A 12,615-nucleotide genomic window follows, 5' to 3' on the forward strand; every position below is an offset into this window, starting at 1 on the left:
AGCCGTGACGGCCGCGGGGGCCTTCGCGTCATGCGTCCGCGCCCCCGCCGAACTCCGCCCCCGCCCTCCCCTTTTCGTAGGGGGACGGCACAGGGAAGTACGCCTCCAGGAACGCGGTGACCGCGCGCTGCTGCTCCTGCGCCGAGAGCGCGGTGCCCGCGTCGTCGGCGAGGCAGAACGCGTCGGCGGCGCGTTCGTGGACCAGGTCCGGCAGCCGCTCGATCTCCTCCCTCCGATCGGTGGCGACGTACACATGGTTCAGCTCGCCCTCGACGGCCCGGCCTTCGGCGAGGGCCAGGTGGGCGGCGAGGGTGACCGGGGCGAGGTCCGTGGCGCTACGGAAGACCGAGCGCCCCGTAGCGTCGAGCCGGCCCGGCAGGCTCTCCTCGACGCGGGTGTACAGCGCGCGGCTCAGCGGGTACGGCGCGTGCGCGAGAATCCGCGGGTACGTGCGTCCGGCAGCCTCCTCGACGGCCTGCCGGGTGGTCCGCTGTGAGGCGGTGAAGACGTCGTCATCGGATTCCGGAACGCTCGGCGGCACGGCGCGCCGGTCGTGGAAGACCTTGGGCAGGCCGGAGGGCAGGAAGTAGTTCTGCGGCTGCTGCGGCCGGCCGAGGAAGATGTCGTCGTTGAAATAGAGGAAGTGCTCGGCCAGGCCCGGGATGCGGTGGAGCCGGCTCTCGATGGCGTGCGAGTTGAAGACGGGCAGGGCGCCGGGGGCGCCGAAGAGGTCCCGGTGGTCCACGACCGTGATGCGGGGATGGGCGGTGGCCAGCCAGTGCGGGGTCTGGTCGTCGGTGACGAGGAAGACGTGCCGGATCCAGGGCGCGTGCGCGGCGATGGAGCGCAGGCAGTAGCGGAGCTCGCCCCGGTCGCGGTAGCGGTGCTCCGCGCGGTCCACGGCCTGTGAGCCCGAACGGTCCACGGCGGCCGCGGCCAGGTCGCGGCGCCGACGCCAGGCCGGGTCGCTCGAATCCACCCACGTGATCACGGCGTCGATGGGGAAGTCGATGTCGTCGGGGAACCGGCCGGCGAGGGCGTCGACCACGGGATAGTCGCGCTCGCCGACGCGCTCGGTGGCGGTGGTGGCCGCGAGGGAGGGCACCCACCAGCCGTACGGTGTCTCGCGCAGAGACGCGACGCCGCCCGTCCCCGAGTCGGACGGGGCCCAGAATTCCAGGTCGCAGCCGAGCTCCGGGCCGTAGTGCAGGGTGCGGCCGGAGGTCACGACCCGCTGGTAGAGGCGGATGCCCTTGACCTTGACGTGGGCGTGCTCCTCGTCGGCCGGAGCGGCGTCCGGCCGACGCTCTGTCTCCTTGGCGGCGACGGCTTCCGGCAGCGTCTCGGCGAGTACGTCGCCCAGGTCGCCGCCGTCGCCCAGCAGCCGGGCGTAGACCGGCAGACCGGCGAAGGCGGTCGCGCACGCCTTGAGGGCGTGCCGGCGGTCGCCCGGAGCGATCGCCACCCGGTGGACAGGACCGCCGTCGGGGACGAGACCGTAGGCGATGCCGGCGGCCTCCAGCGCCTCGGCGGCCGCCCGCAGGTTCCCCTCCCGGGCACCGGCCGGCAGCAGGTCGTCCCGGACCAGGGCGAGGCGGCCGCGGTGGCGGACCACGCCGGGCAGGGTCTCCAGCAGTTCGTCCTCGCGGGACTCGCGGGACGCAACGCACCTGCGGTTCCTCGCCCGCTCGGCCGGAGCCCCCTTTTCCCGGAGCCGTTCGCTCTGCGGCGGTCCCGGTTGCGACGGCACCCCGGAGGGGCGGTGGAGCGCGGCGCGGGCCATGCGGCGCAGTGCGGCGGGAAGCGGGATGCGGGAAAGACGCGGCATGCTGTCTGTCACCTCACGAGACGGTGCCGTGCTGAGGCACCCGGGTGACGGAACACAGGTGTGACCCGGTGGGCAGGGTGCGGATGCCGATTTTCACCCTAGCCTTGCCTGCCGTTCATCTCCCACGTAAGTGTGCGACGTCACCGGATCGAGGGAAGGCATGATCGAGGGCATCGACGGCGCGGGGGCTCCTCGGAGGGCGCCGCGAGGTGGCGGCCGGGGGATCCGGGCACGGTTTCGTGGGGCATGATCGGGGGATGTCAGAACGCATCATTGCCGCCTGTGACGGAGCGGCGAAGGGTAACCCGGGCCCGGCCGGATGGGCGTGGGTCATCGCCGATTCCGAGGGACGTCCCGAGCGTTGGGAAGCCGGTCCGCTGGGACGGGCCACCAACAACGTCGGGGAGCTGACCGCTCTCCAGCGCCTGCTGGAGGCGGTCGCTCCCGGGACGGCCATGCAGGTACGGATGGACTCCCAGTACGCGATGAAGGCCGTCACGCAATGGCTTCCCAACTGGAAGCGCAACGGATGGAAGACCGCCTCCGGACAGCCCGTCGCCAACCGGGAACTCGTCGAGGGGATCGACCGACTGCTGACGGAGCGCGAAGTGACGTTCCTCTACGTCCCGGCACACCGCGAGGACGGCGACCACCTGAACGCCATCGCCGACCAGGCCGCCAGCGACGCCGCCCTCACCCAGCAGCCCGCCGGCACGGCCCTGGGGACCCCGGAGATTCCGGTACCGGCCCCGGTCCGCAGCGCGCCGTCGCGCCAGAAGTCCGGTACGCGGGGGAAGGCGGCGTCCGGGGCGCCGGCCGGCGGTGCCCGAGCCATCAAGGCGAAGTTCCCCGGCACCTGCCCGTGCGGTCAGGCGTACGCGGCCGGTGACTTGATCACCAAGAACGGGAACCGCTGGGGTCACCAGGCCTGCGCGGCCTCCGTGCCCGAGGTCCCCGCGACGTAGCGGCGGCCGGGGCTCGCACCGTGAGCGGCGTTCATGAGGAGCCGAACCGGATGCGGGCCACGATCGGCAGGTGGTCGCTGCCGGTGGCGGGCAGGGTCCGGACGTCGCCGACGGTCGCCGCGCGGGTCATGATCTGGTCGATCCGGGAGACGGGGAAGGCCGCGGGCCAACTGAAGGCGAAACCCCGTTCCGGCGAGTTCAGCCGCGAGGTGAGCGGAGCCAGCCCGCGGTCGTCCACCGTGCTGTTGAGGTCCCCCAGCAGGATCACCCGGTCCACCTTCTCGGCAGCGATGGCGGCGCCCAGGAGCCCGGCGCTTTCGTCCCGCCAAGCGGAATCGAAGCCGCTCCACCGGATGCGGACCGAGGGCAGGTGGGCGACGTACACCGCGATCTCACCCCGTGGCGCAAGCACGCCGGCCCGCAGCCCGCGGCTCCAGCCCGCGCCGATCCCTTCCGGCTTGATGTCCAGCCGCCGGACGTCCGTCAGCGGATGTTTCGACCAGAGTCCGACCGTGCCTTCGACCGCGTGGTACGGGTAGTCCGCGGCCAGGGTCGTCTCGTAGACGGGCAGCGCTGAGGGTGTGAGCTCCTCCAGTGCGAGGAGTTCCGGTGCGGCTTCGATCAGGGCACGCGCGGTGCCGGCGGGGTCGGCGTTCTCGTCACTGACGTTGTGCTGGAGCGCGGTCACGTCGTGTGGGCCGCGTCCGTCCGGGAGGAGCAGCCCGCCGAAGACGTACGCCCAGACGGCGGCCGGCAGCAGCAGGGCCACCAGCGCGGTGCGCGAGCGGCGTACCAGGGCCAGGACGAGCAGGACCGGGACGGCGAGGCCGAGCCAGGGCAGGAAGGCCTCCAGCAGGCTGCCGAGGCGGCCCGCGGTGTTGGGCACGGCGGAGTGGAACGCCAGCAGGCACGCGGTGAGCACGGCCGACGACGCGAGTACCCGCCCCCGTGCCCAGCCGGACCACCCGCTCCTCGGCTCCCGCGCGGCATCGCCGTTCTCCCGCTCCATCCCGCCCCACCCATCTGTCTCGGACCCGTCCTCGTCCCGCAGACATGAGCACGACGCTGTCCGATACGACGCACGACAGGGTGGTCGGGTTCCCTCCCGGGAGCCCGGGACCGGGAGGAACACGCTGCCGCCCCGGACCGCGTCGGCCTCCCGCCCGTCAGCCGTAGAGGAGGTGCGCGCGGCGGACGGTGTCGAAGGCGGCCAGCTCGTCCTGCCAGGAAGCGGTGATGTCGTCGAGGCCGGCGCCCTTGTCGATCATGGTGCGCAGGCGGTCGGATCCCGAGAGTTTGTCGATGAAGTGGTCGGGCCGCCAGGCGAAGTCCTTCCAGGTCGCCTTGGCGGTGACGAGGAGGGCGACGGCGGTGCGTACGGGGTCGTAGGCGGTGCGGTCGTGGACGTGGATCTGGAGTCCGCCGACGATCTTGCCGCTGTACTTGGAGAAGGTGGGCTTGTAGTACGCCTCGCGGAAGTGTGCCCCGGGAAGGCCGAGGCTGTTGGCGGCGGCGGCCCAGCGGCCGTCGACGCCCGGGGCGCCGAGGAGTTCGAAGGGCTGGACGGTGCCGCGGCCCTCGGACATGTTGGTGCCTTCGAAGAGACAGGTCCCCGAGTAGACGAGGGCGGTCGCGGGGGTGGCCATGTTCGGGCTCGGCGGGACCCACGGCAGGCCGGTGGAATCGTAGAAGTCGCGGCGCCGCCAGCCCGTGAGGGGCACGACCTCCAGCTCGACGCGGCGGCCGGCGGCGCCGGGGAGGAACTGCTCGTTGAAGAGCAGCGCGAGCTCGCCGGGCGTCATCCCGTGGGCTTGCGCGATCGGTTCGCGGCCGACGAAGGTGGCGTACTTCTTGTTCAGGACCGGGCCCAGGGCGCGCAGACCGGCGACGGGGTTGGGCCGGTCGAGGACGACGAACCGGCGTCCGGCCATCGCGGCCGCGACCATGGCGTCGTAGAGGGTCCACGTGCAGGTGTAGAAACGGGCCCCGCAGTCCTGGAAGTCGTAGACGACCGTGTCGACCCCCGACCGCTCGATCACCTCCGCCAGCACCTTGCCGCTGCGCAGGTACGTGTCGAAAACGGGCAGACCGGTGGGTGCGTCGGTGGTGTCGCCTTCGGAGAGACCGGCCTGCGGGGTGCCGCGGTAGCCGTGCTCGCCGGTGAAGATGGCGGTCACCTTCACCCGCTCGTCGCCGTGCATCACGTCGACGATCCCCTTGCAGTCGCGGGTGACGCCGCTCATGTTCGTCAACACACCGACCCGCTGGCCCGCCAGGGCGCGGTACCCGTCCGCGGCGAGCCGCTCGAAGCCCGGACGCACCGGTGTAGCCGCCCGGTGATGGCCGGCCGGATCGGCGGCGGCCGCCGGTGCCGCGGGCAGCGCTGCGGCGACGGTGGCCGCGGCAGAGGTGGTGAGGAAAGCCCTCCGAGAAGTCATGAGTACGCAACGTAGCCACTGCGTACGGTGTGTCGTCGCGGTGACACGCCAGCCGTCGCGCCGTCGCGCCGACGCCGGGCCGCGCGTGCCCGGACCTGCCGGACCGTGTCGTGGTCGGCGGGAAGAGGGCATGGTCTGGTGTGTACTTGCGGGTACTGCAGCCGGATGGTGCCGGATTTGATAGTTCTGGACTATCTGGTGTGCGAACGCTTCCTGGAGAAAAGGACACCGGCCATGTTTGATCTCTTCCGGTCGGAGACCGTCATCTGCTCCTTCTGCAAAGCCAGACCCGAGGACGGAGGCGTCCGGACCCTCTGGGTCGAACAGGGTTCGGTCTCGGTCACCTGGCACACCGCGGCCTGCCCGCATTCCATCGCCGACCGGATCCTGGCCCAGGACAAGACCTGAAGGGGTCCGCGCACGGGTGCCGAGAGGAGCGCGCGGCCATGAGGACCCTGGGCACGCACGCCGTCGTGGAAGGCCGCTTCCGCCATCGCCGGGCCGAGCTGGTGTACGACGACGCCGGTGCGGGGCCCCTCGCCCTGTACGCGCACGGCGGGTTCGTCAGCCAGGCCGCCGAGGACCGGATGGGCCTGTTCGACTGGGCGCCGGTCCTGGACGCGGGGCGGCGCCTGGTCCGCTACGACGCCCGGGCGCACGGCCGGTCCACCGGCGAGCCCGTGGACACCGACTACACGTACGGCTCACTCGCCGACGATCTGCTGGCCCTCCTCGATCACCTGGGCGCCGTCGCGCCCGTCGACGCGATGGGTGCGTCGATGGGATGCGGCACCGTCCTGCACGCCGCCGTCCGGGCGCCCGACCGGTTCTCCCGGCTGGTCCTGCTCATCCCGCCCACGGCGTGGACGACGCGCGGAGCGTACGCGCGGACCAACAGGGCGTCAGCTGACACCATCGAACGAGAAGGAGCCGGCGCCTGGCTTGCCGCCAAGGGGAAGCAGCCGCCCCCCGCGGTCGTGGCCGATGTCCCGCCGGTCCCGCCGACGCCCCCCGAGCGGGTCCTCCCGTCCCTCCTGCGCGGCCTGGCACGCTCCGACCTGCCCCCGCCCGCCGAGATCGCCGCGCTGCGCCGGCCCGCGTTGATCCTGGCGTGGCCGGATGACCCGGGCCACCCCCTGTCGACGGCTGCCACGCTGGCCGAGTCGCTGCCGGACGCCGAGTTGCACGTCTCGCGCACGCGCGCCGACATCCTCACGTGGGGGGAACGCATCGCGCGGTTCGTGACCCGGCCCGGGTCCTGACGACCACGGCAACCGATTTGCGGTGCGTCAACACAGTAGGATAAGCAAGGGCGTGCGAGGAGATGGCCACGGCCGCGCCGTACGGATGCCCGTCCCACGGGACGATCCGCTCGCCACACTCGCGGCCCCGCACGAACGGCTTGCCGACCACCGCGAGACGGCCCGCGACGCGTTCTGACGAGGACGAGACCGGGACCCGGATGCTCGGGAGATGGGCTCGGCTCTCGACATGCTCGGTCCGAAGAAGCCGTAGCCCGGCGTGAGGTACATGCACATGTCTGACACCAGCACAGTCGGTCCGCAGGAGGCGACGGGGGACCGGGGCCTCCTCTTCCGGGGCAGCGACGTCGAAGAGCTGCACCACCTGATCAGCACGCGGTTCGCCCCTAACCGGCTGTCGGTCCTGGCCGACCACGCGCTCAACGGCCGGTTCCGCTGCTCCCATGAAGGGGCGCTCGGCCTGTACGAGTTGGGGTACGGCGCCGAGGTCGAAGTCATGCCCGGCGCGCCGCTGGATTTCTACAACATCCATGTTCCGCTCGCGGGCGACGGCGCCGTCACCGTGAACGGCAAGACGCTCTCCTCCCCGCTCAGCATCGTGGGACCGGGGCAGCAGCTGTCGATGCGCTGGAACGAGGACAGTGTGAACCGGGTCCTCGTCATTCCGCGCCGGTTGGTCGACGAGGCCCTTTCCGTCCGGCTCGGCGACGTGCCGCGAAGGCCCCTGGACTTCGCCCCCGTCCTCGATGGCCGGGCGGAGCCGGTGAAGGCGTGGCTGGGTGTGGTGAAGCACTTCGCCGAGTTCGCCGGCTCCGGCCTCGCCGCCTGTTCACCGCTGGCGGTACGGCACTTCGAGCAGCTCGTCGTCAACGGCCTGCTGGACGCACAACCCCACGTACTCAGCGACGCGGTGGCAGGCCACGGCCCCGCGGCCCTGCCGGCCGCCGTACGCCGCGCCGCGGACTTCTGCGCCGAACACGCCGGGGAACCCATATCGGTAGCCGATATGGCGCAGGCCGCCCGGGTGAGCGTACGGAGCCTGAGAGAGGGCTTCCGCTCACACCTGAACACCACGCCCTTGGCGTATCTGCGCGGTGTGCGGCTCGACCGCGCCCGCCGTGACCTCCTCGCGACCGCCGACGGCCGTACGTCGCAGACCGTCACCGATGTCGCCCTGCGCTGGGGCTTCACCCACCTGGGCCGATTCACCGGCCATTACAGCGAGGCCTACGGGGAGACCCCCTCGCAGACGATGCGCAACGCCCGCCGAGACCAGTGAAGCCGAAGCCCCGGCCGCCCCGCTATCCGGAAAAGGGTCCGCACTCCGCCGAAAATGGATAGCCGCAGGGCTCACGTCGAGGACATGCTGTGGTCCGGCCGGCCCGGAACGTCCGCCGAGAGCGCGCACGCGCCGAGCGGCGGCCCGGATTCCGGGCGGCGACGCCGGCAGGATCGCATGGCGGGCAGCCACGGGGGTGCCTCCCGCAGCGGTCCCGGGTCCGAGGACCCTCGGCGTACGCGAGGGTCGACGGGCCGGCCACGTCGTCGGCCCCCGACGCACCCTCCCGCGGACCACGTACGACCGTGGCCCGCCGGGAGGGGCCGGGCGGCGGCCCGGGGACCTCAGGGTTCGTCCCGCGCATGGGCGCGGGCGATGAGAAGGGCTACGTCGTCGTGGGTGTCGGGGCGGCGCAGCGCGGCCAGCAGGAGCTCGCAGGTGTCCTCGAGCGTGCGGCTCGGTCCGGCCAGCAGGTCGGTGAGGGTCTCCAGGCGCGTGTCGATGTCCTGGTCGCGGGTTTCGATCAGGCCGTCCGTGTAGAGGACGAGGTCGTCGCCGAGGCCGAGGGTGAAGGTCGTGGTGGTGAACGGGCCGCCCACGCCCAGCGGCGTACCGGTGGGCAGGTCCAGGAGCTGGGGGTGATGGCCCGGGCGGACGAGGACGGGCGGCATGTGACCGGCCAGCGAGATCCGGCAGTGGCGGGTGTGCGGATCGTAGAGGGCGTACACACAGGTGGCCATGGCATCGCCGAGGTCGGCGGTGGCCGTGTCGAGATGGGTCAGGACGGTTGCCGGTTCGAGGTCGAGACGGGCCAGGGCGCGGACGGTGGCGCGCAACTGCCCCATGGTGGCGGCGGCGTTGATGCCGCTGCCCATCACGTCGCCGACGACGAGCACGGTGCGGTCACCGTCCAGGGGGATGACGTCGAACCAGTCGCCTCCGGCCTCGTCGTCTCCGGTGGCCGGCTGGTAGCGGTAGGCGATGTCCATGCCGGCGGTGGCGGCCGGCTGCTGCGGCAGAAGGTGGCGCTGCAGGGTCACCGCCGACTGGCGCTGCTTCTGGTACCAGCGCGCGTTGTCGATGCAGACGGCGGCGCGCGCGGCGAGTTCGGAGGCGAGCAGGACGTCGTCACGGTTGAAGGGCGCCTGGTTGCGGGCGCGTTTGAGGTCGAGGGTGCCCAGGACCTCGCCGCGCGCGATCAGGGGGACGGCGAGGTACGAGTGGACGCCGGCTTCGAGGAGCAGGCGCGCGGCCTCGTCGTCGCGGGCGATCCGGGGGAGGTCCTCGGGGCGTACGTGGGAGAGGCGGACGGGTACGGCTGAACGGGCGCACTGGGTGACCAGGCGCGTCGGTCCGTACATGGCGACCTCGCCCACGGGGTCCGCGGCCTGCTCGGCAGGTGTGCGGTAGGCCGCCTTGACCGCAAGCGCACGGAAGCGCACCGCGCCGCCATCCGTGTTCTCACCGGGTCTGGGGCCGGCCAGGACGGTGTCGAGGACGTCGACGGCCGCGATGTCGGCGACTTCGGGGACCGCGATGTCGGCGAGTTCCCGGGCGGTGACGTAGAGATCGAGCGTGGTGCCGATCCGGACCGAGGCGTCCGCGATCAGGGACAGGCGCCTGCGCGCCTGCGCGGCGGAGAGGGCCGCGTGGTGCTGCTCGGTGACGTCCACGACGGAGACGGCCAGCCCGATGACGTGGTGGGCCTGGTCCTCCAGTCGGTACAGCGAGACGAGCCAGGCATGGTCTCGGTCGGCGCTCGCGTGCGTGCGGCCGGTCGTGAACGTGTCCAGGGCGGGCTCGCCGGTGGTCAGGACCTCGTGCATCCGCGCCTCGATGCCGGCGCTGTCCAGGAAGGGCAGGACTTCGCCGATCCTGTGGCCGAGGTGCTGCTCGGCGGGCACGCCGTTGATGCGCTCCAGAGCCGGATTGACCAGGATGTAGCGCAGCTCCGTGTCGAGGACCGCGAGACCGATCGGTGACTGGTCCACCAGGCGCATCGACAGGGCGAGGTCACGCTCGACGCGCCGTAGCGTGGCCTCCTCGGACGCCAGGCCAAGGGCGAACTGGCGACCGTTCTCGGCCTCCAGTCGCATGTTGCGGAACTCCACGGACACGGTTCGGCCGTCCCGGTGCCGGACCGGGAACACCCCCGCCCAGGTCTCGCCGCCGGACATCACCTGGGAGAACAGCCTCAGGACCACATCGCGGTGCTCGTCGCTGACCAGCAGAGAGGCCGCGTAGCGGCCCAGCGCCTCCCGGGAGGTGTAGCCGAAGAGCTGCTGGGCCTGGGGGCTCCACAACCGGATGCTGCCCTCGGCGTCCAGGACGACCGCCGCCACCCCCAGCACATCGAGCAGGCCACCGGCCTGAACCGAGGGATCCACCGGCCCGACCGGTGCCCCTGCCGCGGCTCGGAATGCCTCCGCATCCGCCATCCCTGGCCCTCCTGCACAGTCACCGCGTGTGAGCAGCCGGCCCACACCGGGCCGGACCGACCGACGCCTCCCCTCATCGTCTGCCCAGGACACCGTCACGTCGACATGACAGGCCCGAAGGTCGCACCCCGGGGCCGGGACCGGGGGACGGCGCGAGACTTCACGACTCCCTTACTTCACATGAATCTGTTCATTCGAACAGTGATGTGTTAGAAATCGGGTATGGGAGTAGCGAATCGTCTCGATCTCACGCTGCGGCTGGTGCAGGGCCCCGGCCGCGTTTCCGTGGCCGAGCTGGCGCGGCGGCTCGGTGTGTCGGAGATGACGGTGCGGCGTGATCTTGACGAGCTGGAGCGCCAAGGCGTGGTGAAACGGGTACGGGGCGGCGCCGTCGCCACGCGATCGCGCGAGGAGGAAGCCGGGTTCGCGGTGCGCGTGGGATGGCAGGCGGCCACGAAGGACCGCCTGGGCCGCGCCGTCGCCGAGTTGGTGGAGCCAGGGTCGACCGTGCTGCTCGACGCGGGCACCACGACGCTGGCCGTGGCCGAGCATCTGGTGGCCCGTGCACCGTTGACGGTGGCGGTCCTCAGTTTGCAGTGCGCCGTGCGGCTGGCCGACCGGCCCGGGATCCGGCTGCTGGTGGTCGGCGGTCAAACCCGCTCCGGCGAGGGGTCCCTGGTCGGACCGCTGACCGCGCGGACGCTGGAGGCCATGGCGTTCGACGTGTACGTCATGTCGATCGGAGGCGTCCAGGCCCAGCACGGATGGTCGGAATTCTCCCTGGACGACGGTGCGGTGAAGCAGTTGGGCATCGCCCAGTCCTCACGGACGATCGCGGTGGCCGACGCCACCAAACTCGGGGTGCGCGCCTTCAGCCAGGTCGCCGGACTGGGAGCCGTGGACACCTTCGTCACCGACACCGCGGCCGACGACAGCGGTACGCACCCCAGTGGGCCGGAGACGTTGTCGGCCCTGCGCGATGCCGGCGTCGACATCGTCCTGACCTGAGCCTGAGCCTGAGCCTGAGCCTGAGCCTGAGCCTGGGCCTGGGCCTGGGCCTGGGCGTGAGACCGAGCCTGAGACCGAGCCCTCGTACGGAGTGATCTTGTGCATGCTGTCCCGCACCCGCCCTCCTCGGCGACCACGTCGCGGACGTCTGCGCCGCAGGGGGACCCGCTCCACGATGCCTACGTGGCGAAGATCAATGCGGCGGTCGCCGCCGGCCGGGACGACCTCGTCGCCGAACTCGCCGCCGCTTATGAGCGCGAGGCCGGCGGACGCACCCGGCCGCCGTAGGCCTCGGTGTGTCGTAAACGTCCTAGGCCAGCACCGTTCGAGTGAACCGACCGGACCGTGTCGTGCGTCTTCGGCCGCGTACACCCCGACGACGAGGAGAGAGATCTTGAAGACCGCAGGAGTACGCCACACCCGCCGCGCCGTCCTGGCCATCGGCGCCGCAGCGGCTGTGACCGCTGCCGCACCGGGGGCCGCGTCAGCGGCGTCAGCGGGCGCAGTGGGCTCAGCGCCGGGCGCGGGCGACATCGCCGGTCGGCTGGCGGCCCTCGAAAGGGAACACGCCGCCCGCGTCGGGGTGTTCGCCCTCGACACGGCGACCGGCCGCACGCTGCTCCACCGGGCGGACGAGCGCTTTCCGATGTGCTCCGTGTTCAAGACGCTCGCGGCGGCAGCGGTCCTGCGCGACCTCGACCACGACGGCGAGTTCCTCGCCCGGCGCATCCGGTACAGCGAAAAGACCGTCAAGCGCTCGGGCTACGCCCCGATGGCCGGCCTGCCCGAGAACCTCGCACACGGGATGACCGTCGCGGAACTGTGCTCGGCCGCCATCTCCTACAGTGACAACGCCGCGGCGAACCTGCTGCTGCGGGAGTTGGGAGGCCCGACGTCCATCACCGCGTTCTGCCGCTCGATCGGGGACGGCGCCACCCGCCTCGACCGGTGGGAGCCCAAGCTGAACTCCGCGGAACCGGAACGGGAGACCGACACCACGAACCCCCGCGCCATCGGCCAGACCTACGCCCGGCTCGTCCTCGGAGACGTACTGGAACCGGGGGACCGGGACCGGCTGACGGGGTGGCTGCTGGCCAACACCACCAGCGACGAGAGGCTCCGCAAGGGCCTTCCGGCGGACTGGAGCGTCGCGGACAAGACCGGCGGCGGGTCGTACGGAACCAATAACAACGTGGGCATCGCCTGGCCACCCCACCGCCCGCCGATCGTGCTGGCCGTCCTGACGACCAAGTACGTCCCCGACGCGGCGGCGGACGACCCGCTGGTCGCGGAAACCGCCCGGCTCGTGGCGGCGGCGCTGACCTGACCGCGACTGTTCACCGGGGGCGGGGCAACGCGGGTCGGGCGCACGGGAATCGATGGCCGGCCCCGTAGGT

The 12,615-nt window shown here is 71.9% G+C and carries 11 protein-coding genes; 7 read left to right on the forward strand and 4 right to left on the reverse strand.

All coding sequences use genetic code 11. The features are described 5' to 3' along the window. Positions 1 to 28 precede the first annotated feature (28 nt). Positions 29 to 1,828, reverse strand: a complete 1,800-nt coding sequence (locus tag ABZX75_RS25450) for a Stealth CR1 domain-containing protein (protein WP_355414343.1) — start codon at positions 1,826 to 1,828, stop codon at positions 29 to 31. Positions 1,829 to 2,085: 257 nt separating this feature from the next. On the opposite strand from ABZX75_RS25450, the gene ABZX75_RS25455 reads away from it, so the two are divergent. Beyond that, positions 2,086 to 2,793, forward strand: coding sequence for a ribonuclease H (locus ABZX75_RS25455; RefSeq protein ID WP_355414345.1), 708 nt, complete (start codon positions 2,086 to 2,088; stop codon positions 2,791 to 2,793). A gap of 31 nt (positions 2,794 to 2,824) precedes the next feature. Here ABZX75_RS25455 and ABZX75_RS25460 read toward each other — a convergent pair whose 3' ends face one another. Both ABZX75_RS25460 and ABZX75_RS25465 read right to left on the reverse strand, forming a co-directional pair. Next, entirely contained in the window at positions 2,825 to 3,802 is a 978-nt protein-coding gene (locus ABZX75_RS25460; RefSeq protein WP_355414347.1) for an endonuclease/exonuclease/phosphatase family protein, read from the reverse strand. A gap of 157 nt (positions 3,803 to 3,959) precedes the next feature. Next, positions 3,960 to 5,231, reverse strand: coding sequence for a DUF1343 domain-containing protein (locus ABZX75_RS25465; protein WP_355414349.1), 1,272 nt, complete (start codon positions 5,229 to 5,231; stop codon positions 3,960 to 3,962). A gap of 234 nt (positions 5,232 to 5,465) precedes the next feature. Between ABZX75_RS25465 and ABZX75_RS25470 the strand changes: the two genes are divergently transcribed. The 4 genes from ABZX75_RS25470 (at position 5,466) to ABZX75_RS25485 (ending at position 7,772) form a co-directional block, all read left to right on the forward strand. Next, the gene (locus tag ABZX75_RS25470) at positions 5,466 to 5,639 is read left to right on the forward strand and encodes a hypothetical protein (RefSeq protein WP_355414351.1); all 174 of its coding nucleotides are present in this window, start codon (positions 5,466 to 5,468) and stop codon (positions 5,637 to 5,639) included. A gap of 38 nt (positions 5,640 to 5,677) precedes the next feature. Further along, a complete protein-coding gene (locus ABZX75_RS25475; RefSeq protein WP_355414353.1) occupies positions 5,678 to 6,493 on the forward strand; it encodes an alpha/beta hydrolase in 816 nt (271 codons plus the stop codon). 52 nt (positions 6,494 to 6,545) lie between these two features. After that, entirely contained in the window at positions 6,546 to 6,671 is a 126-nt protein-coding gene (locus tag ABZX75_RS25480; RefSeq protein WP_355414355.1) for a hypothetical protein, read from the forward strand. Between the two features lie 96 nt (positions 6,672 to 6,767). Further along, complete coding sequence (locus tag ABZX75_RS25485) at positions 6,768 to 7,772, forward strand: AraC family transcriptional regulator (RefSeq protein ID WP_355414357.1); 1,005 nt, start codon at positions 6,768 to 6,770, stop codon at positions 7,770 to 7,772. Between the two features lie 344 nt (positions 7,773 to 8,116). Here ABZX75_RS25485 and ABZX75_RS25490 read toward each other — a convergent pair whose 3' ends face one another. Next, positions 8,117 to 10,210 (reverse strand): SpoIIE family protein phosphatase, encoded by a 2,094-nt coding sequence (locus ABZX75_RS25490; RefSeq protein WP_355414359.1) that lies wholly within the window; start codon positions 10,208 to 10,210, stop codon positions 8,117 to 8,119. 222 nt (positions 10,211 to 10,432) lie between these two features. Between ABZX75_RS25490 and ABZX75_RS25495 the strand changes: the two genes are divergently transcribed. Both ABZX75_RS25495 and bla read left to right on the forward strand, forming a co-directional pair. Then, the gene (locus tag ABZX75_RS25495; RefSeq protein WP_355414361.1) at positions 10,433 to 11,218 is read left to right on the forward strand and encodes a DeoR/GlpR family DNA-binding transcription regulator; all 786 of its coding nucleotides are present in this window, start codon (positions 10,433 to 10,435) and stop codon (positions 11,216 to 11,218) included. A gap of 394 nt (positions 11,219 to 11,612) precedes the next feature. After that, positions 11,613 to 12,545 carry a class A beta-lactamase gene (gene bla / locus ABZX75_RS25500; RefSeq protein ID WP_355414363.1) on the forward strand — a complete coding sequence of 311 codons (933 nt, stop codon included), beginning with the start codon at positions 11,613 to 11,615 and terminating at the stop codon, positions 12,543 to 12,545. Positions 12,546 to 12,615: the final 70 nt, after the last annotated feature.

It is taken from the genome of Streptomyces sp. NPDC003038, assembly GCF_040611115.1.
Taxonomy (GTDB): Bacteria; Actinomycetota; Actinomycetes; order Streptomycetales; family Streptomycetaceae; genus Streptomyces.